23 protein-coding genes are annotated in these 19169 nt (G+C 68.4%); 9 read left to right on the top strand and 14 right to left on the bottom strand.

Annotated features, from left to right (window positions below):
• Nucleotides 1-51 precede the first annotated feature (51 nt).
• The 4 genes from LCY71_RS01390 to LCY71_RS01405 form a co-directional block, all read right to left on the bottom strand.
• Nucleotides 52-1416: an ABC transporter substrate-binding protein gene (locus LCY71_RS01390; RefSeq protein WP_225334580.1), complete on the bottom strand. Its 1365-nt coding sequence runs from the start codon at nucleotides 1414-1416 to the stop codon at nucleotides 52-54.
• A gap of 124 nt (nucleotides 1417-1540) precedes the next feature.
• Nucleotides 1541-2284, bottom strand: a complete 744-nt coding sequence (gene thyX, locus LCY71_RS01395; protein ID WP_225334581.1) for an FAD-dependent thymidylate synthase — start codon at nucleotides 2282-2284, stop codon at nucleotides 1541-1543.
• A gap of 64 nt (nucleotides 2285-2348) precedes the next feature.
• The gene (locus tag LCY71_RS01400) at nucleotides 2349-3029 is read right to left on the bottom strand and encodes an RAD55 family ATPase (protein ID WP_444542723.1); all 681 of its coding nucleotides are present in this window, start codon (nucleotides 3027-3029) and stop codon (nucleotides 2349-2351) included.
• Nucleotides 3013-3597, bottom strand: a complete 585-nt coding sequence (locus tag LCY71_RS01405; RefSeq protein ID WP_225334582.1) for a response regulator transcription factor — start codon at nucleotides 3595-3597, stop codon at nucleotides 3013-3015. The genes LCY71_RS01400 and LCY71_RS01405 overlap by 17 nt, the downstream gene beginning before the upstream one ends.
• 99 nt (nucleotides 3598-3696) lie before the next feature.
• On the opposite strand from LCY71_RS01405, the gene LCY71_RS01410 reads away from it, so the two are divergent.
• The gene (locus tag LCY71_RS01410; RefSeq protein ID WP_225334583.1) at nucleotides 3697-4272 is read left to right on the top strand and encodes an MBL fold metallo-hydrolase; all 576 of its coding nucleotides are present in this window, start codon (nucleotides 3697-3699) and stop codon (nucleotides 4270-4272) included.
• A gap of 26 nt (nucleotides 4273-4298) precedes the next feature.
• Here LCY71_RS01410 and LCY71_RS01415 read toward each other — a convergent pair whose 3' ends face one another.
• The 4 genes from LCY71_RS01415 to LCY71_RS01430 form a co-directional block, all read right to left on the bottom strand.
• Nucleotides 4299-5099, bottom strand: coding sequence for an ATPase (locus tag LCY71_RS01415; protein ID WP_225334584.1), 801 nt, complete (start codon nucleotides 5097-5099; stop codon nucleotides 4299-4301).
• The gene (locus LCY71_RS01420) at nucleotides 5099-5362 is read right to left on the bottom strand and encodes a DUF5827 family protein (protein ID WP_225334585.1); all 264 of its coding nucleotides are present in this window, start codon (nucleotides 5360-5362) and stop codon (nucleotides 5099-5101) included. The genes LCY71_RS01415 and LCY71_RS01420 overlap by 1 nt, the downstream gene beginning before the upstream one ends.
• Nucleotides 5363-5531: 169 nt before the next feature.
• Nucleotides 5532-6143 carry a superoxide dismutase [Mn] gene (gene sod / locus LCY71_RS01425; protein ID WP_225334586.1) on the bottom strand — a complete coding sequence of 204 codons (612 nt, stop codon included), beginning with the start codon at nucleotides 6141-6143 and terminating at the stop codon, nucleotides 5532-5534.
• Nucleotides 6144-6250: 107 nt separating this feature from the next.
• The gene (locus tag LCY71_RS01430; RefSeq protein ID WP_225334587.1) at nucleotides 6251-7651 is read right to left on the bottom strand and encodes a cryptochrome/photolyase family protein; all 1401 of its coding nucleotides are present in this window, start codon (nucleotides 7649-7651) and stop codon (nucleotides 6251-6253) included.
• A gap of 186 nt (nucleotides 7652-7837) precedes the next feature.
• Here LCY71_RS01430 and LCY71_RS01435 point away from each other — a divergent pair, with 186 nt between their 5' ends.
• Complete coding sequence (locus LCY71_RS01435) at nucleotides 7838-8365, top strand: Lrp/AsnC family transcriptional regulator (protein WP_225334588.1); 528 nt, start codon at nucleotides 7838-7840, stop codon at nucleotides 8363-8365.
• A 151-nt stretch (nucleotides 8366-8516) separates the two neighbouring features.
• On the opposite strand, the gene LCY71_RS01440 is transcribed toward LCY71_RS01435, so the two are convergent.
• Both LCY71_RS01440 and LCY71_RS01445 read right to left on the bottom strand, forming a co-directional pair.
• The gene (locus tag LCY71_RS01440; protein WP_225334589.1) at nucleotides 8517-8798 is read right to left on the bottom strand and encodes a UPF0058 family protein; all 282 of its coding nucleotides are present in this window, start codon (nucleotides 8796-8798) and stop codon (nucleotides 8517-8519) included.
• A gap of 76 nt (nucleotides 8799-8874) precedes the next feature.
• Nucleotides 8875-9093 carry a ribbon-helix-helix domain-containing protein gene (locus tag LCY71_RS01445; protein ID WP_225334590.1) on the bottom strand — a complete coding sequence of 73 codons (219 nt, stop codon included), beginning with the start codon at nucleotides 9091-9093 and terminating at the stop codon, nucleotides 8875-8877.
• A 306-nt stretch (nucleotides 9094-9399) separates the two neighbouring features.
• Between LCY71_RS01445 and menD the strand changes: the two genes are divergently transcribed.
• Nucleotides 9400-11157: a 2-succinyl-5-enolpyruvyl-6-hydroxy-3-cyclohexene-1-carboxylic-acid synthase gene (menD, locus tag LCY71_RS01450; RefSeq protein WP_225334591.1), complete on the top strand. Its 1758-nt coding sequence runs from the start codon at nucleotides 9400-9402 to the stop codon at nucleotides 11155-11157.
• Nucleotides 11158-11161: 4 nt separating this feature from the next.
• On the opposite strand, the gene LCY71_RS01455 is transcribed toward menD, so the two are convergent.
• Complete coding sequence (locus tag LCY71_RS01455) at nucleotides 11162-12106, bottom strand: J domain-containing protein (protein ID WP_225334592.1); 945 nt, start codon at nucleotides 12104-12106, stop codon at nucleotides 11162-11164.
• A 94-nt stretch (nucleotides 12107-12200) separates the two neighbouring features.
• Here LCY71_RS01455 and LCY71_RS01460 point away from each other — a divergent pair, with 94 nt between their 5' ends.
• Both LCY71_RS01460 and LCY71_RS01465 read left to right on the top strand, forming a co-directional pair.
• Nucleotides 12201-13103, top strand: a complete 903-nt coding sequence (locus LCY71_RS01460) for a 1,4-dihydroxy-2-naphthoyl-CoA synthase (RefSeq protein ID WP_225334593.1) — start codon at nucleotides 12201-12203, stop codon at nucleotides 13101-13103.
• A gap of 129 nt (nucleotides 13104-13232) precedes the next feature.
• A complete protein-coding gene (locus LCY71_RS01465) occupies nucleotides 13233-13748 on the top strand; it encodes a hypothetical protein (protein ID WP_225334594.1) in 516 nt (171 codons plus the stop codon).
• Between the two features lie 249 nt (nucleotides 13749-13997).
• Here LCY71_RS01465 and LCY71_RS01470 read toward each other — a convergent pair whose 3' ends face one another.
• From LCY71_RS01470 to LCY71_RS01480, 3 genes are all read right to left on the bottom strand, one after another.
• Nucleotides 13998-14912, bottom strand: coding sequence for a mechanosensitive ion channel family protein (locus LCY71_RS01470; protein ID WP_225334595.1), 915 nt, complete (start codon nucleotides 14910-14912; stop codon nucleotides 13998-14000).
• Nucleotides 14909-15157, bottom strand: coding sequence for a YhbY family RNA-binding protein (locus LCY71_RS01475; protein ID WP_225334596.1), 249 nt, complete (start codon nucleotides 15155-15157; stop codon nucleotides 14909-14911). The genes LCY71_RS01470 and LCY71_RS01475 overlap by 4 nt, the downstream gene beginning before the upstream one ends.
• 106 nt (nucleotides 15158-15263) lie before the next feature.
• Nucleotides 15264-15554, bottom strand: a complete 291-nt coding sequence (locus LCY71_RS01480) for a ribonuclease P protein component 4 (protein WP_225334597.1) — start codon at nucleotides 15552-15554, stop codon at nucleotides 15264-15266.
• A 74-nt stretch (nucleotides 15555-15628) separates the two neighbouring features.
• Between LCY71_RS01480 and LCY71_RS01485 the strand changes: the two genes are divergently transcribed.
• From LCY71_RS01485 to LCY71_RS01500, 4 genes are all read left to right on the top strand, one after another.
• Entirely contained in the window at nucleotides 15629-16675 is a 1047-nt protein-coding gene (locus tag LCY71_RS01485; protein WP_225334598.1) for a glycosyltransferase family 4 protein, read from the top strand.
• 51 nt (nucleotides 16676-16726) lie between these two features.
• Nucleotides 16727-17830, top strand: a complete 1104-nt coding sequence (locus tag LCY71_RS01490; RefSeq protein ID WP_225334599.1) for a glycosyltransferase family 4 protein — start codon at nucleotides 16727-16729, stop codon at nucleotides 17828-17830.
• A gap of 59 nt (nucleotides 17831-17889) precedes the next feature.
• A complete protein-coding gene (locus tag LCY71_RS01495; RefSeq protein WP_225334600.1) occupies nucleotides 17890-18720 on the top strand; it encodes a PIG-L deacetylase family protein in 831 nt (276 codons plus the stop codon).
• Between the two features lie 107 nt (nucleotides 18721-18827).
• Entirely contained in the window at nucleotides 18828-19142 is a 315-nt protein-coding gene (locus tag LCY71_RS01500; protein WP_225334601.1) for a HalOD1 output domain-containing protein, read from the top strand.
• Nucleotides 19143-19169 lie beyond the last annotated feature (27 nt).

The following is a 19169-nucleotide window of genomic DNA, read 5'->3' on the forward strand; positions in this document are numbered from 1 at the left end:
AAGACGTTCGCGATCGACGCCAGCAGCCCCGTTCTCGACGGCCGGGACCGCTCACCGGCTCATCGCCTGGTTGATCTCGGACGTGTACGAGGACTGCTGGGACTCGAAGGCGACCTGGGCGACGACCTCGCCGCCGGCCTCCTCGAAGGCGTCGACGAACGCCTGCTGGAGCGCCTGGCCGTAGCTGTTGTTGAGATACAGCGTGGAGGCCGTCGACGCGCCGATGTCCTCGTTCGCCAGCTGGGCCAGGACACGACCCTGGAGCGCGTCGCTCGGCGGCGTCCGGAACACGTAGTCGTCGTCCTCCAGATTGGTGATGGCCGGCGACGTCGAGGCGGGCGAGACGCCGACGACGCCGTTCGGCACGAACACGTTCTGCGCGACCTGGATGGTCGACTCCGAGGAGGCGGCGCCGGTGATCGACGGGTAGCCGTCGCTCACCAGCGAGTTGGCGGCGTCGATGGCCGGCTGGGCCTGGGACTGCGTGTCGGCCCGCTGGTAGTCGAACTCGAAGTCGACCTCGCCCTCGAGCTGGAGCGCCGGCAGGGTCGCAGCGTCGGCGATGGGCACGCCCAGGTTACCCAGGTCGCCCGATTCGGGCTGGAGGACGCCGAAGCGGATCGTCCGGCCCGACTCGCTGCCGTCGCCCTGGGGCTCTGGCTGGGGAACGTCCTCGCCGCCGCCGAAGTCGACGGTGTCGGTGGTCTCGTAGCCGTCCTCGTCGAAGCCGAACACCTCGTAGCTGACCGCGCCGATGTCGCCGTTCTCGTCGAAGACGACGTTGCTGGAGGCGCCCTGGTACTCGACGTTCTCGCCCGCCGCGGCCGCCTCGACGGCCGCCGGGAGCTCGGAGGGCCCGAACGTCTCGCCGCCCGGATTGGCGACCACTCGCATGTTGTCGCGGACGGCCTGCCCGTCGTTCTCGCCGGCCATGGCGTTGGCCAGGATCTGGACGGCCGTCGCGTCGTAGGCCTGCGCGGTGAACACGCCCGGCTCGTCGTAGTCGAACTCGCTGGTGAACATCTCGGTGAACGCGTCGGCGCCCGGCCCCGACGCGGACGGCGCCGTCCCGCGGACGTTCGACATGTCGTTGCCCACGTCCTGCGGGAGTTCGCCGTCCTGCAGGCCGTCGGTCACCAGGATCTCGGCGTCGTCGTCGCCGTAGTCGGAGTAGTAGTCGCTGAACAGCTGAATGCCGCTCTGCGGGTAGCCGACCACGACCATCACGTCCGGGGTCGAGCCGCCGCCGTCGGTGGCCGTCCCGGTGGTCTCGTCGTCGCCATCGGTGTCGGTGCCGTCGCCGCCGTCCCCGCCGTCGCCGGTCTGTTCGGTCGTACAACCGGCAAGGCCGGCGATGCCGGCCACACCCAGTGCCCCGCTACGCTTCAGAAACCGCCGTCGACTGTCCGTGCGCATGGCTGGTCGAGCCATTGAATCTCCTAATAGATATACGTTTTCGGATAGAGGTCAGGTAAGCCGTGGGTAGCGACCGGAAAACGCGCGATTTCCAGATCTCAGGTAGTGCCAGAAGAGATACGTGTCACGGGGCGAGCCGGTTCTTCCGGTTCTTCATGTGCTCGTTGTAGTACTCGAAGGTGATCGGACACCACTCCTCGGCGAGGTCGAGGACCTCTTCCGTCATCTGTCGAATCTCCCACTGGCTATCCGCGGCCGCCCGCATGTCGCCGACGTGCATCAGCATCCGGGCGTTCATCGACATGACCATGTTGACCTTCGTGCCGATGGGGAGGACGAACCGGGCGTCCTCGGGCGGCATGCCGAGGTCGAGCAGCTTCTGGTAGGACTCGACGGCGTCGGCCACCGCGTCCTGGAAGACCTCCTCGCGCTTCTCGGCGGTCTCCTCGCCGACGCGGCCGGTCTGCTGGTTGCGGCCGACCCAGTCGGGGTCCGTCGCCGAGGGCGGGGTCACGACCAGCTCGCCCTCGCGGACGTCCTCGGGGTCGACGTCATCGAAGGAGACGTAGCGCATGCTCTGGACGTCGAAGGAGACGTGCCGGTGACGGGTGATCTGGGCCATACAGGAGCGGCTGATCCCCTTCACCGCGACGGTGGCCTGCGGGTGCTCGAAGGGGCCGAAGTGGCCGTGGTCGAGGAGGTGGCCGATGAGCGTCTCCTTCTTCTCCTCGACGTCGTCGCCCTCGATCTCGGCCATCGTCTCCGAGAAGGACTGGTCGCCGACGAACGCCTCGCTGTAGTCGTTGCGTGCGGCCGTGCAGATGACTTGCTCGGGATCCTCGGTGGCCTCCAGCAACTGGACTTCCATACCGGGTGCCTGATGCCGACGGCAATAACGTTTCTGCGTCGAGACGGTCGCGTCGGAGCGACTGTCAGAGGTCCTGCCAGTCGCTGGGTTCGGCCGACAGGCCCATGACCCGGGCCTCGCGCGCGCCCTCGTTCTCGCGGATCTCCACGAGGCCGTCGAAGGCCTGCTTGATGACCTGCAGCGTCTGGTCGTCGTGCGCGCCGGAGTCGATGGTGAACACGCCGACGTAGCCCGCCGAGTCCAGCCGCGAGGAGAGGATGTGACAGAGCTTGAAGACCGTCTTCTTGTCCGTGTAGGTCAGCATCGTCGACAGCGAGACGAGCGCCAGTCGCCCGCGGTCGCGGCCGCCCTTGTGGAGCCCCTCGAGGGCCTTGGTGATGCCGATGCCGATGCCGGTCAGGTCGCCCGGCGAGGAGACGTGGTGGACGAACGCGCCCGACTCGTCGGCGTCGACGCCGTCCCCGCGGCAGTCGACGACGCCGAGCTGGGACTCGCCCAGTTCCGGGACGTCCGTCCGGAACTCGTCGACGACGGACGCCGCCCGGTCGTTGGTCGTGACGACCACGGCCCCTTCGCCGCCCCTCGCCCCCTCCTTCAGGACGTCGAACGCGATGGCCTCCTTGCCGCTCATCGCGGGCCCCGCGATGAGCAGGCTGGTGCCGGGACGCACGCTCTCCAGCGCGTCGAAGTCGAGTACGGTTGATAGGTCGTACATGGTCTCTGAGAGGTCAGTTCCCGTCTCCATTGCCCAGTCCCCGTAGCGTCGCGATGAAGTCCTCGTCGTCCTCGATGCCACCCAGCGAGCCCGACAGCTCGTCCTTCAGTTCGCCGATCTTCCCTTTAAGAGCGTCGTATTCGTCGCTCTCGGCGAGTTCCGCGTTGCTCTTGGTCGCCTCCAGGGTCGCGCGCTTCTCGACCAGCGAGTAGTACTCCTGAAGGAGGGCGTCGTACTCGGATCGATCGAGCAGGTTCTCGACGGTGTCGTGGAGCTGCTGGCTCCGGATGGGCTTCGAGAGGTAGGCGTCGAACCCCATCTCGAGGATGTCGAAGTCCGGTTCGACCGCCGTCACCATAGCCACCCGACACTCCAGATCCCGCTCCCGGATGCGCTCGAGGACCTCGTCCCCGGAGAGTCCGGGCATCATCCTGTCCAGGAGGACCACGTCGACGCTCTCGTCGAGCAGTTCCAGCCCTTCGTCGCCGTCGTGCGCCATCCGGACCTCGTAGTCGTCGCGCAACCACAGCCGATACGTCTCGGCTACGTCCGGTTCGTCCTCGACGATGAGCACGACAGGTCGATCCGATTCGGACATCTATTCTCTACCCCGGTTTTCTTGATCATGATACATAGCCCTGTGGGTAAGTCCCGCGCGGGCGACACGCACAAGCGGCCGGGCCCCGCACGGCCGCACGTGATCGAGAACCTCGCGATCGACCGAGAAGTGTTCACCAGCAATGTCTTCCTCGTCGAGGGCGAGCGCACGGCGCTGGTCGACGTCGGCAACGACTTCGACGTCGTCGCGGCCGTCGAGGCGGCCGGCGTCGACCTCGACGTCGTCGTCCTGACCCACACCCATCCAGACCACGTCGGCAATCTCGAGGCGGTCAGGGCGGCGACGGACGCGCCCGTCCTCGGGTTCGACGGGGAGTTCGAGGGCGTCGACGAGCGCCTCGGCGACGGCGAGACGGTCCGACTGGGCGACCACGAGTACCGTGCGCTCCACACCCCGGGCCACAAGGACGACCACCTCTGCCTGTACGCGGCGGAACCGGGGATCCTGTTCGCCGGGGACCTCGTGTTCGCGGGCGGGAGTTTCGGCCGGACCGACCTCGCGGAGGGGGACCGCGGCGTCCTGATCGACAGCATCGACCGCGTGTGCGACGCAGTCGACGAGGACCTGGCCGAACTCCACGTCGGCCACGGACCGAGCGTCACCGAAGACCCGTACCGCCATCTGGAGATGGCCGGGCAGGCCGCGCGGACGTGACGCGAGGTGAGAAGCGACGGCGACAGTCAGAACGCCGCCGCCAGCAGCGCGTCGTAGGCGTGCTCGTACCGGTCGGCGACCGCGGCGGGGTCGGACCGCTCGTCGCTCCCCAGGGCCGGTAGCTCGACGGTCGCCTCGACCTCGATGAGGTCGGCGACGGCGCCGACGCGCTCCTCCCGGCGGCCGTCGACCGGGCTCGACGAGGCGACCTGACAGGCCTTCCAGTAGCGGTCGCCGCGGTAGATCCGCGCCCGCCCGGGCTCGACGACGGCCACGGCGTCCGGTTCGAGGTCCCGGAGCGGCCGGGCGACGTCGGCGTAGGACTCCACCACGGCGCGGTCCCGGTCAGCGACCCGGTCAGCCAGCCGCTCCAGGGCCGGCGCGTGGAGCCGCTCCATCAGGTCGTCGAACTCGGCGAGGTCGGTCACGGTCGTCGCCTCGGCGACCGGCAGGCGCTCCCGCAGGCTCTCCGGCAGGTCGACGGTCCCGTTGACGACGAGGGCGTCGCCGACACGGTCGGCCAGGAACTCCCGGTCCGCCTGGCCGAGGATGCCCGTCGCGGGCCCCGCCGAGGGGCGCCAGAGCCGGTGGACGGGATTGATCGCCTCGGGTTCCAGGTCGACGCCGGTCGCCCCGGCCAGTCGGGCGGCGTCCTTCCCGTACAGTCGGCCGTCGCGCGTCGCGCGCTCGTAGTCGTCGTGGTCGTGCCAGTAGTCGTTGCCCGCGCGGGGCTTGTAACCGACCGCGCCCGTGTGCTCGACCAGCCCCGTCGCGAAGGTGGTCTTGCCCGCGTCGACGCGGTCGGCGCCGGCGACGAGCAGTCGCATCACGCGAGCCCGTAGTAGCCCGGCTCCGAGTCGTCCTCGGGCTCGGCGAAGACGAACTGCTCGGAATTCTTCAGCATCCACGGGATGGCCCAGTCCATCAGGACGTTCTCCGTCTCGACGTCGAGGTCGGCGTCGGGGTCGAGCCCCTGCAGCAGGCGGCCGACCTCGTAGATGGTGTACATCTGCTCGTCCTCCAGCACCTCGTCCGGCTCGCGGAACTCAAGCGGACGCAGGTCGTCGAACTCCGATTTCTGTCGTGGCATGTCCGCCGGTAGCCCCGCTCGACCGGTAAAGCCCTCGGAAGCGTCCCGCCGCTCGCGGAGCGGACCGACGGCCAGCGACGCGGCCGCCGCTGGCGAGCCGGCGCGCGAAAGAATGGCGGAGATTGCTACGACGCGGTCCGCGCTCGCACCGTCGGTGTCTGACGGTACCCTACTCGAAGTGATCGAGGCACTTCTGGTACTCTTCGGCGGCCTTGTCCCAGTCGACGACCTCGAAGAACGCGTCGATGAAGCTGCCGCGGTCGGGCCCGTAGTCGTAGTAGTAGGAGTGCTCCCAGACGTCCAGCGCCAGGATCGGGTGGGCACCCCAGAGCGCGCCCTGGTCGTGCTTGTCGACCGCGACGTTGCGGAGCTGCTTGGCGACGGGGTCGTACACCAGCAGCGCCCAGCCGCCGGCGGCGGACGCGGCGGCCTGGAACTCGCCCTTCCAGCCCTCGTAGGAGCCGAAGTCCTCCTCGATGCGGTCGGCGAGTTCGCCCTCGGGCTCGCCGCCGCCGTCGGAAGACATGTTCTCCCAGAACAGCGTGTGGAGATAGTGGCCACAGCCGTTGTGGGTCACGTTGCCGAGGGCGCCGGCGGTCGAGCCGAAGTCGCCGGACTCGCGGTTCTCGGCCAGCGTCTCCTCGGCCGCGGCGAGGCCGTTGACGTACCCCTGATGGTGGGTGTCGTGGTGCCAGGTGAGCACCTGCTCGGAGATGTGCGGCTCCAGGGCGTCGTAGTCGTAGGGCAGTGGCGGCAGTTCGGGGTCTGATTGCTCGGGCATGAGAGATCCCTCCACTTCGAGGGGTCGACCGGCCGCCTGTTAAACGTTTAGGCGATCCGACGTGATCGCGCGGCTCAAACGTCGATCCGCCCCCGCGATCGCCGCCGTCAGTCCCCGCCGCGAGCGGCCTCGAACGCCTCGATGGCGCGCTCCCGGGCGGTCGAGTGGTCGACGATCGGGTCCGGATAGTCCGGCGCGGCCCGTCGGCGCTGGGTCGGTTCCAGGTCGGGCCACTCGTGGATCACGTCGGGGTCGGCGTCCCGCAACTCAGGGACGTACCGCCTGACGTACTCCGCGTCCGGGTCGTAGCGCTCGCCCTGCGTCGTCGGGTTGAAGACGCGGAAGTACGGCTGGGCGTCGGTTCCGGTCGAGGCCGCCCACTGCCACCCGCCGACGTCGTTCGCGGTGTCGTGGTCGACGAGTCTCTCGCGGAACCACTCGTAGCCGCGCCGCCAGTCGATCAGCAGGTCCTTCGTCAGGAAGGCGGCGACGATCATCCGCACCCGGTTGTGCACGTACGCCTCCTCGCGTAGCTGTCGCATCCCCGCGTCGACGATGGGATAGCCGGTCTCGCCGTCCTGCCAGGCCCGCAGTCCATCGGGGTCCTCGCGCCACCGGATCGGTCGCTCGTAGCTCTTGAAGTTCTCCGTCACGGTGTCCCGGTTGTCCCACAGCACCTGCGCGTAGAACTCGCGCCAGGCCAGTTGCGACTGGAACTCCTCGACGGACGCCGCCGCGTCCCCGTCCGGGGCGGCCGCCATCGCTGCCTCCGTCCGCTCGTACACCTCGCGGACGCCGATGGTCCCGAACTTCAGGTGCGGGGAGAGCCGCGACGTGCACTCGTCGGCGGGGTAGTCGCGCCGGTCCTCGTAGCGGTAGACGGGCCCGTCCAGGAAGTCCGCCAGTCGGCCGCGGGCCGCCTCGGTGCTCGCGGGCGGGATCGTCGCCTCGGGTTCGTCGAACCCCAACTCGGCGGGCGTCGGCAGCGGGTCCCCCTCGACCGGAGCGAGGGCGGACGCGTCGGGGACCGCCTGGGGAGCCGGTTTCTCCCGGTCGCGCCACTTCTTCCAGTAGTAACTGAACACGGAGTAGGGCTCGCCCGCGTTCGTCGTGATCGAGCCCGGTTCGTGGAGGACGCCGTCGGTGACGGCCCGGCGCTCGACGCCGGCGTCCGCGAGCGCGCGGCGAACGCGGGCGTCCCGCTCCGCCGCCAGCCCCGAGTAGTCCTCGCCCCACGTCACAGCCTCGGCCCCGTGCTCGTCGGCCAGCCGCGGGAGGACCTCGGCGGGGTCACCGCGCTCGACGAGGAGGTCGCTCCCCCGCTCGCGGTACCACGCTCGCAGCGACGCGAGGGCGTCGAGCAGGAAGGCGACGCGCGGCGGGGCCGCGTGCGCGAGGACGTCGTCGTCGAGGACGAAGACGGGTACCGCCGTCGCGTCCCCGGTCGCCGCCGCGAGCCCCGCGTTGTCGCTCCCACGCAGGTCGCGCCGGTGCCAGTGCAGGCGCATACGCGCCCGTCGCGCCCGTCCGCCGTTAAAGGGGGGCCTATCCAGTTCGGGCCGCAAACGTCTACGAACGTGTCGTGTCAGTGTTACTGGACAGGTAGCCGTCGCACCCGACACCACCGCCGCCGACCTCCTTCCACGCAGCTTCGAGTCGAAAGAACAAGGACCCCCCACTGACAACGGACCGATATGACAGAGCGATCGCCCGACTGGGAGTTCAAGGAGCGCGACGTCATCATCCTCCGGGAACTCTCGGAAGATCCCCAGCTGTCCTCCCGCGAACTCGCCGACATCCTCGAGCGCGAGCATGACATCTCGGTCTCGCACGTCACGGTCAGCGAGTCGATCAGGAAGATGCGACAGGAGGGCGTCTTCCGCGAGGCCATCGTCCCCAACGAGGCGTACTTCAACTTCGCCCTCTTCGAGTTCAAGTTCAATCCCGAGCAGTTCGAGGAGGGGTGGCGCGACGCGATGGAGACCATCCGGGACGACCGCCACACCCTCTTCTACTTCCTGTCGGACGGGGAGTACCAGTGGAAGTCCGTGATGATGTTCCCCACCCGGGAGGCCGAGTCGCGCTGGATCCACGACTTCTACAAGAACCACGGGGACGTGATCCAGAACGTCCGCAACTCCGTGGTCCACAACGTCCTCAAGTTCCACACCGATCCGGAGATATTCACCGAGCTACAGGAGTGTACGCATCAGTCCCAGTGAGTGGCGTCGCCCGTCGACGTGAACAGCGGGCCGGTAGCTCCGGCGCTGTCGACGTGAACTCCAGCGGTACGCCCACCCCGCGTCGACCGCGCACGAACTCCACGACGCTGGCCGTCGCTCGGCGCGCCGGCGCCTGCCGTCCGTTCGGGCGCTATAGCTTGCTCTCGGCGTCCTCGGCCAGCTCCTTCATCCGCTTGCCCACGCGGCCGGCGTCGGAGAACTCGTCCTCGCTCATGGCCGTCGCGAGCGCGTTGCCGAGCACGAAGACGGCGTGCTTGTGTTCGCTCTTGGACTTGTGGACGTCAGAGGGTTCGACGTCGAGTTCCTCGTAGGGGTCGAACAGCTCGGGGTCCACCCCGTCCATCTCGTCGCGGAAGAACTCCATGATCAGCACCATCTGTTCGTGGAGCTCGAGGAGTTCGTCTTTGTGCATCTTACCCTATCTACACGTGGCATCGAGCATAAGAATTGCCTGAGAACGGATACCAGAGACCGGACTGGCGAAAAAATCAGAACACGTACTCGTCGTCGTGTCCCATCATGCCGTCGTCTTCCAGGCCCGGCTCCGCCTCTTCTTCGTCGATCGGGCCACTCGTCTTGTACGCCTTCAGTCCCGTGGAGAGCAGGTCCTCGATCGCTTCCTCGCGGTTGAGGAACTCGCCCTCTTCGACGAGCTGGGCGATCTGCATCTCGAGGTGCTCCGGGATCGTGATCTCTACCTTGGGCATCGCAACGTACGTCGCTTCGACAAGGGTGTACGTAAATCTGACGGGGATCGTTACAGAATCTCCAAAATCGATATGGACAACTCCGCCAGCAGGTTTCTATAGCAAGAAGTTCGGTTCCGGATATGCAAAGACACTCACTATTCCTGACGTGAGTGGTACACGAACGATTACCGGATTGAGGTGCGCCCGGGATAGTTACCCTGAAGCGTCGAGCGCGCGAACGGACGCGCCCATGGAGAGCGCGCGCTGTCGAGGACGAGACCGAACGGTTGCTCGCGTCGACCGTCGCAGGGGGGAGCGCCGCCGATGACCGCACCGAACCGGAACACGCTGTGGGGCCGGACCATCGCGGACGAACTGGCGGCCGCGGGCGTGGACGCCGTCGCGGTCGCGCCGGGGAGCCGGTCGACGCCGCTGACCGTCGCCGTCGCCGAGCACCCCGACCTCCGGGCGTTCTCCCACCTCGACGAGCGGTCTGCCGCCTTCTTCGCGCTGGGGCGGGCGCGCCGGACCGGTCGGCCGACGCCGCTCGTCTGCACCTCCGGGACGGCGGCGGCGAACTTCCACCCCGCAGTGATCGAGGCCGACCGGGCCCGCGTGCCGATGCTCCTGCTGACCGCCGACAGGCCGCCGGAGCTGCGCGACAGCGGGGCCAACCAGACCGTCGACCAGGAGCAGCTCTACGGCGACGCGGTCAGGAGCTACCGATCGCTCCCGGAGCCCGCGCCCGAGCCCCGACGCCTGCGCTCGCTCCGGACGACCGTCTGCCGCTCGGTGGCCGCGGCCGAGGGGACGCCGGCCGGTCCCGTCCACCTGAACGTCCCGATGGCCAAGCCGCTGGAACCGACGCCCGTCGAGGGCGACGTCCCCGACGACCTCGCGGAGCGCGCGCCGCTGGCCGTCGAGGGCCGCGACGGTCCCTTCGTGACGACGACTGCGGGGCGGGCGCAACTGGACGAGACCGACGCGGAACGGCTCGCCCGCACCCTGACGGACGCCGACCGCGGCCTGATCGTTGCCGGCCCCGCCAGCAGGCCGACGCCCGACCGGGCGGCGATGGCCCGCCTGGCCGAGGCGACGGGCTTCCCCGTGCTGGCCGACCCGCTCTCGGGCCACCGCTTCGGGCACGACGGCCCCTGGCTCTGCGGGGGCTACGACTCCTACCTCGACGCCGACGGGTGGCCCGACCCCGACGTCGTCGTCCGCTTCGGTGCCTCTCCCACATCCAAGGTCCTGCGGCACTACCTCCGCGACGCCGACGCCCGGCAGTTCGTCGTCGACCCGGCCGGCGACTGGTCCGAGGCGAGCTTCACCGCGACCGACCACGTCGTCGCCGACCCGAGCTCGGTCGCCGCGGCGCTGGCCGACGCCGTCGATCGGGCGCCGGCGGCGTGGCGCGACCGCTTCCGCGCGGCCGAACGGGTCCACTGGAACCTGACCGCCGAGGCCCACGGCGAGCGCCCGTTCGAGGGGTCGGTCGCGGCCGCCGTCGCCGCCGCGGCACCGGACCCGTCGACCCTGTTCGTCTCCAACAGCATGCCGGTCCGCGACCTCGACCGCTTCGCAGAGCCCCGGGCCGCCGACGTCACCGCGCTGGGCAACCGCGGCGCGAGCGGCATCGACGGGATCGCCTCGACCGCGCTCGGGGCCGGCAGCGCGACGGACGACCCCCTGCTCCTGCTGCTCGGCGACCTCGCCTACTACCACGACATGAACGGCCTGCTCGCCGTCGCCCGCTGCGGCGTCGACGCCACGATCGTCCTCGTGAACAACGACGGCGGCGGCATCTTCCACAAGCTACCGATCGAGTCGTTCGACCCGCCCTTCACCGGACAGTTCCGCACGCCGCACGGCCTGGACTTCGAGCCGACGGGCGACCTCTACGACCTCGAGTTCGAGCGCGTCGCGGACCCGAGGGCGCTGGAGAGCCGGATCGCGGAGTCGGCGGCTACCGACGGGACGCAGGTGCTCGAAGTGCAGACGGACGCCGAGAAGAGCCACCGCTACCGCGAGGAACTCCACGAGAGAACGTGCGAAGCCGTCGCCGACGCGCTGACGCAGTGACGACTCACGGCCGGAGGAGCCACAGCGTCAGCGCCGACAGCCCGAACGGGACCCAGGTGCCCGCCAGCACCGCGACGCCGACGACGCTGGCGACCTCGACGCCGAACGCGACGATGGCCCCCGTCGCGATCAGGCTCCAGGCGCCGAACACGAGCGTTCCGACGCCGGGAATCGACTGGAGGTAGCCGATCAGCAGGACGGTACAGATACCGACGACGGCGTTCACGAACAGGGGAAAGGGCGGGAAGAGCGCGCTGACTAGCATCACCGGGTACAGCAGGAAGACCAGTCCGAGCAGCGTCAGCGACTGCCCCGTGGGGACGAGTCGCTCCCGCAGCGTCCGGTCGGTCGCGTACTCGTAGCCGCGGGTCCGCCCGCTTCCGCCGGTCTGGTCCCAGAAGCTGTCCGCGTAGGCAGTCCCCGCGTCGGCGGAGCGGCCCCGGCCCGACGTACTCGACCCGGTCGCCGCGCCCGAACCCGCGCCGGTAGCGGACCGCCGTCTGCCACCCCCGCGCCCGCCGTCTCTGCTCCCGCCCGCGTCGCCGAAGTCGGCGCGCTCCCGCGCTTTCCGCTCGCGCCGCCGGCGCTCGTAGGGTCCCGCGCGGTCGTTCGTCGGCCCCGATGCGTCGCGGTCGCTCGCCGCACGGGCGGCCGCCGCGGCGTCGCTGACGTCCGATCGGCCGTCCGCGGGTCCGTCACCCGACCGGTCGACGGGCGACGAGTCGTCGGCGACGTAGGCCTCGTGGCCGAGCCGGTCGTACCGGTCCCGTTCCGCCTCGTCGGTGAGGACGTCCCGCGCCTCGATGACCCGCTTCGTCGCCTCCTCGGCGTCCGCCGCGTCGCTGTGATCCGGGTGGGTCTCCTTGAGTCGCTCGCGGTAGGCGGCCTCGATCTCGCTCGTCGAAGCGTCAGGGGGGACCCCGAGGACCTCGTAGAGCGTCTCTGTCATGCGGGGCGGGCTCTTGCCAGTGTACTCTCGCGGACGCCCCCTTAAAGCCCGCGGCGACGAGAACCTATTTGTGCGGCCTGCCCCGAGGTCCGACATGGTTTCGGAGCTGTTCGACCCCGACCGCTGGGAGCCCGTCGAGCGGTTCGACTTCTCGGACATCACGTACCACCGCGCCGCGGACACGGGCGCCGTCCGCATCGCCTTCGACCGCCCGGAGGTGCGCAACGCCTTCCGCCCGGAGACGGTCGACGAGCTCTCGACCGCGCTGGACCACGCCAAGCGCCTCACTGACGTCGGCTGCGTCCTCCTGACCGGCAACGGTCCCTCGCCGAAGGACGACGGCTGGGCGTTCTGTTCCGGCGGCGATCAGTCGAGCCGCGGCGATTCCGGGTACGAGTATAATGCGGACGAAGACATCGGGGATCCGGACGCGCCGGAGAACGTCGGCCGCCTCCACATCCTGGAGGTCCAGCGCCAGATCCGCCACGTCCCGAAGCCCGTCGTCGCCGTCGTCCCGGGGTGGGCCGTCGGCGGCGGCCACTCGCTGCACGTCGTCTGCGACCTCACCCTCGCCAGCGAGGAGCACGCCAAGTTCCTCCAGACCGACCCCGACGTCGCCTCCTTCGACGGCGGCTTCGGCTCCGCCTACCTCGCCCGCCAGATCGGCCAGAAGAAGGCCCGCGAGGTGTTCTTCCTCGGGAAGACCTACGACGCCGCGGAAGCCGCCGACATGGGCATGGTCAACGAGGCCGTCCCCCACGAGGAACTGGAGGAGACCGCGCTGGAGTGGGCCGAGCGGATCAACGACAAGTCGCCGACGGCCATCCGGATGCTCAAGTACGCCTTCAACCTCGACTCCGACGGCATGGTCGGCCAGCAGGTGTTCGCCGGCGAGGCCACGCGTCTGGCGTACATGACTGACGAGGCGAAGGAGGGCCGCGACGCCTTCAACGAGGGCCGCGACCCCGACTTCGACGATGTCCCCTGGCACTACTGAGGGCGTTGTAGCGTTCTTCGGTCCGTACTAGCTTTTCCGGGCGTTGCGGGAAAGATACTGGACTGTGTGCGCAGATGTACTACTTCGCTAGACCGGAGAGCCTTAAATAATGGAAAGTAACTGAATAATATGCCAGCCGCACCAGAGAGCCATCAACCATACAGAAAATCGGACTTCCCACCCCAGTTTATTGATGTTCTCGCCAATGGCGTTATGGCCATGTCTATGATAACTGTCATCACATTCTATCAGCCCGATATCGTTGATTTTCTTGCTGCGAGTTTATTCGGAGCGGGTGCCAACCTGTACTTCCACGAGTCAATTCACTACATTGCGCTGTCTCGCTTAGGGTATGATCCTATATTCGATTGGCCAAATTCTGTGTGGGCCCCTAATGTTGCGTTATCTGTTAAAGAGGGAATTATTCATCTTATCTCACCTCAAATACTGACTGTTATCTATATCGGAATATTATTCTTGACTAACACAGATGAGATTGCTTTTATGGTAATAGTCGCGATAGTTCTCAACCTAGCTGGCGGTTTTAGAGATGTAGCTTGGGCAATTAGAAGACTACTCTGGCCAAAAGGACATCTCGTTCTCGTGGATTCAAAGGGTAATGAATCCGTATCGTTCCAAAAGTAGAATCTGTTCTACCACTTGTGCTATCATTTCTCTAACTGCATGAGAGCCATATTATCAATGGTTTGTAAACACCGCATACTAACCGAAAAGCGGTAGATCTAGCATCCGCGCCGAGCGAAGCGAGGCGCGGTTCACTGAACGCGAGCGAAGCGAGCGTTCAGCCTTTTTCGCCCACATTTTTCCAAGCGGGGGTGCCCGCAGCGCCGCGGAGCGGCACGAGGACACCCCCCGCAGTAAAAAGGTGGTAGGTCAGTCGTCGGTCGCCGTCTCCGTCGCGTCGGCCATCGCGTCGACGTTGGTGAACTCGATCTCGCCGCCGATCGTGCGGTTCGGGTAGGGGATGTCGACGTCCTGGTCGTCGAACCGCTCCTTGACGGCCTGCACGTAGTCGCTCTTGACCTTGACGAAGTCGGAGCGGCTGGGGTTGGCGATCCAGACGCGGGACTGGAGGCCGACCGAGGAGTCACCGAGTTCGACGAGGCGGACGCTCGGGGCGGGATCGTCGAGGATCTCGGGGTGGGCCTCGGCCTCCTCGACGACGATCTCGGTGGCCGCCTGGATGTCGTCGTCGTAGCCGATGCCGAAGTCGATCTTCAGGCGGAGTTTGTCCTTCGCGACGGGGTTCTTGATGACGTCCTCGGTCAGAAGCGAGTTCGGGACGGTTAGAAGCTCGTTGTCGAAGGTACGGACCCGCGAGACCCGGAGGGAGATGTCCTCGACGACGCCGGCGTTGTCGCCCCACTCGATCCAGTCGCCGATGCGGAACGGCTCGTCGGTGTAGATGAAGATGCCGGCGACGAAGTTCTTGAGGACGTCCTGCATGGCGAAGCCGATGGCCAGCGTGGCGGCCGCGCCGACGGTCGCCAGCGCGGTGAGGATGTCACCGTAGCCGGCGAAGCGGAACGCGATACCGGCCGCGGCGAAGAGGACGACGATGCTGGCGACGCGCCGGAGTGGTCTCCGGGCGTGGGCATCGAGGCTCCGCGATCGGAGCACCCGGTCGATCGCCGGGAGGATGGCGATCTTCCCCGCGAGGTAGACGACGGCGAAGACCACGACGAACGACAGCGCCGACCCGATGGCGTCGGCGTAGGGAACGCCGGCGTCGGCCAGGGCCCGGGCGATGGCCCCGGGCTGGGCCTGCAGCAGCGGAACCTCCGTCATCGCTCGAAGACGGCCGTGTGGCCGCGGGTCTCGACCACCTCGGCGCTGGCGAGGTCGGCGAGGTCGGCCGCGGCCTCCTCGACGGTCGTCCCGCCCAGCGCGGAGCGGAGGAACTTGACCTTCACCAGGTCGCGGTCCTGTAGCTGGGAGTTCAGTTCGTCCGCCACCGAGTCGACGCCGTTCTTGCCGACGCGCAGCGTCGCGTCGAGTTCGTGGATCCGCCGTCTGCGGTCCTCGTCGGTCATATCACCCGCATTTCCCGCTCGCGGGTTTAAACCCTTGCCCAACAGCGTTGGCGGGGCCGGAGAGAGGTTCACGCGCGAGGCGCGTCGACGGCGGCGTCCTGGCGGGCTACTCGTAGGGATACCGCGACTGGGCGCCGCAGTCGCAGGTGATCACGACGTGGCCGCCCTGCGTCCGGACCCGAGCGTTCCGGCCGGGCCGGAGGTAGGCGTCGCAGGCGTCGCAGGTGAACCGCTCGAACGAGCGGGGCAGCCGGAGGCGGTTGCGCTCGGCGACCCGACGGGCCCGGCGGACGTACTCGCGGGCGCGGTCGTCCTCGCTGTCGGCGGCGGCCGCGCGGGCGAGGTCCTGGAGTCGCTCGACGCGCTCGCGGGCGATTTCGGTCTCCCGGCCGGTCATCGTCGGGAAGTCGTGACGGCGGCGGGATAGGGGTTCCGTTAGCCTTTTGTCGTCGCTTGCGGGACAGATGTGTCGTGCGCGTCTGCAACTACCTGGAGATCGAGGGGTGGCTCGACCGCAGCGGGATCGGGACGTCCGTGGACCACCAGCGGGCCGCGCTGGCCGACGCCGGCGTCGACGTCGTGACCGAGCCCTGGGCGGACGGCGACCCCGCGAGCGCGGCCGCCTCGAAGCTCTCCGGCGGGCGCTTCTTCCGGGACGTGGACCTGCTGCACTGCAACATGATCGGCCCCGGGACGGTCGCGGCGGTGCGGGGCGCGAAGCGGTCGGACACGCCGGTCGTGCTCCACTCCCACGTCACCCGCGAGGACTTCCGGGACAGCTTCCGGGGCGCTAACCTCGTCGCACCGGCGCTGGGCCGCTATCTGCGGTGGTTCTACTCGCAGGCGGACCTCGTGCTCTGTCCCAGCGACTACACGAAGGAGGTGCTGGAGTCCTACCCCGTCGACGCACCGATCCGGTCGATCACCAACGGCATCGACCTGGATCGACTGGAGGGGTTCGAGGGGTACCGCGAGGAGTACCGCGAGCGCTACGACCTCGACGGTCTCTGCGCCTTCGCGGTCGGCAACGTCTTCGAGCGGAAGGGCCTGTCGACGTTCTGCCGCGTCGCACAGCGGACCGACTACGACTTCGCCTGGTTCGGCACCTACGAGACGGGCCCGTCGGCGTCGCCGACGGTCAAGCGCTGGACCTCGAACCCGCCGGAGAACGTCACCTTCTCCGGGTGGGTCGACGACGTCCGGGGTGCCTACGCCGCCGGCGACGTGTTCTTCTTCCCGGCGAAGGTCGAGAACCAGGGGATCGTCGTGCTGGAGGCGATGGCCTGCGGGAAGGCCTGCGTGATTTCGGACATCCCCGCGTTCCGCGAGTACTACGAGGACGGTCACGACTGCCTGATGTGCTCGACCGAGGACGAGTTCGTCGAGGCACTGGATCGACTCGCCGCGGACCCCGACCTGCGCGAGCGCCTGGGCGAGAACGCCAGGGAGACGGCCCGCGAGCACGGCCTCGACCGTGTGGGGGAGCGCCTCGTCGAGCACTACGAGCAACTGCGTTGAACGCGGAGCCAGATGGCAACCGTTTAGCCGATGGTCGCGTAACCGCCGGCGATGACACTGCCGCGCGTGGCCGCGTTCACGGACACCTACCTCCCCACCGTGAACGGCGTCACCTACACGGTCAAGACCTGGCGCGATCGCTGGACCGACCGCGGCAGTCACATGGACGTCGTCTACCCCCGCAGCGACCACGAGGCCCGCAGCGGCGAGTACCCCGTCGGGAGCGTCCCCTTCCCCTTCTACGACGGGTTCCGCGTCGGCGCGCCGCGGATTCCCCGGGCCGTGGCCGACGCCGACGTCGTCCACGCTCACACGCCCTTCAGCCTCGGCCTCGCGGCCGACCGGCTGGCCCGGAAGCGCGATCGGCCCCTCGTGGCCTCTTACCACACGCCGACGAGCGAGTACGCCGAGTACCTGGCCGTCAACGGCACCGTCGAGCGGGCGATCAGGTCGGGCGCGAACCGCTACGAGCGGTGGTTCTTCGACCGCGCGGACGTCGTCGTCGCGCCGAGCGAGCGGGCCGCGACCCACCTCCGGGAGAACGTCGGCGTGGCCACCCCCGTCGAGGTGGTCGCCAACGGCGTCGACACGGACTTCTTCCGGCCCGTCGACACCGAATCGTTCCGCGAGCGATACGACCTCCCCGGCGGCCCGCTCGTCGGCTACACCGGCCGCCACGGCTACGAGAAGTGCCTCGACGACGTCGTCGCGGCCGCCGAGGAACTCGACGTGACGCTCGTGTTCGGCGGCGACGGCCCCGCTCGCGAGGACCTCGAACGCCAGGCCCGCGAGGCCGGCGTGGACGCGCGCTTCCTGGGCTTCCTCGACCGGTCCGAGCTCCCCGCCCTGTACGCGACGCTGGACGTCTTCGCCTTCCCCAGCCCGGTCGAGACCCAGGGGCTGGTCGCGCTGGAGGCCAACGCGTGCGGTACGCCCGTCGTCGGCGTCGATAGCGGCGCGCTGGCCGACACCATCGTCGACGGGGAGACGGGCTATCGCTACCCCGAGGGTGACATTCCGGCGTTCCGCGAGCGCATCGAGCAGGCGCTCGACGAGTACGACGACCTCCGGGACCGCTGCATCGAGCGCCGCGCCGCGACGAGCGTGGACCGCTCGGTCGACCGGATGGCCGAGATCTACGAACGAGTGCAGTAGGTTCCGGCACGGACCCCCGCGCCCCGAACGCTTACTTCCCGGCGCGAGCGTGAAGCCGTATGGACGAGCCACTCTCCCTGCTGGTGATCGGCGCGCACCCGGACGACTGCTTGATCAAGGCCGGGGGCATCGCCGCGAAGTACGCGCAGGCCGGCCACGACGTCACCTTCCTCTCGATGACGGACGGCAGCGCCGGCCACCACGAGATGGGCCGCACGAAGCTCGCGGCGCGCCGGAAGCGCGAGACCGAGGCCGTCGCGGAGACGCTGGGCATCGACTACGACGTCTGGGACGTCGCGGACGGCGAATTGATGCCGACCCTCGAGAACCGCAAGCGGCTCATCCGCTACGTCCGCGAGGTCGACCCCGACCTCGTGCTGGGGCCGCGACCGAACGACTACCACCCCGACCACCGCTACTGCGCGCGGCTGGTCCGGGACGCCGCGTACATGCTCATCGTCCCCAACGTCTGCCCGCGGGTCGATCCGATGGACGGGAATCCCGTCGTCGGCTACGTGGCCGACGGGTTCGAGAAGCCGAACCCCTTCGAGCCCGACGTCGTGCTCGACGTCGACGACGTCGTCGACGACAAACTCGACGCCCTCCACTGCCACGAGTCCCAGCTGTACGAGTGGCTGCCCTACACCTTCGGGGAACTCGATCAGGTCCCCGAGGGCGACGAGACTCGCCGGGCGTGGCTGGGCGACGAGATGCTCGGCCACCTCGAAGCCAACACGCCGATGAACGTCGCCGACCGCTTCCGCGACGAACTGATCGTGCGCTACGGCGAAGACCGGGGCGGTGACGTCGGTCACGCCGAAGCCGTCGAAATCTCCGAGTACGGGGCCGAACTGACTGACGAGAAGCGGGACCGCCTGTTCTTCTTCTGAGCGGCGGCCGCTCGACGTGGGGGTGACGGCAGCCGGAAACAACCTCGCGAGTTCCGCGCAGGTAGCTCGGAACCAGTGTTAGGGGACTCCCGCCCCTGGCTACGCGTATGAGTGACCAGTCGGAGACGGACCCGCAGTCGACGATTTTCCACCGCTCGGTCGAACCTCGGGAGTCGACGGAAAACGAGCGCGTGCTCGGCGTCATCGCTGACGTCGAGGACTGCGACGTGACGGACCTGCCGCCGATCTACAGCCGGATCGACGACGTCCTCGAGGACCTGTTCAGCGACCCCCCCGTCCGGGAGGCGCAGGTCGAGATCTCCTTCTCCTACTACGGCTACCGGATCACGGTCGATCAGGAGGGCGACATGACGCTGCGACGGCTGGGCGAGAAGTCGCCGAGCGATCGGACGCCCGAGTAGCCCCGGGCTGCCTCCCGGCCGGTCAGC

It is taken from the genome of Halomicrobium urmianum, from assembly GCF_020217425.1.
Classification (GTDB): domain Archaea; phylum Halobacteriota; class Halobacteria; order Halobacteriales; family Haloarculaceae; genus Halomicrobium; species Halomicrobium urmianum.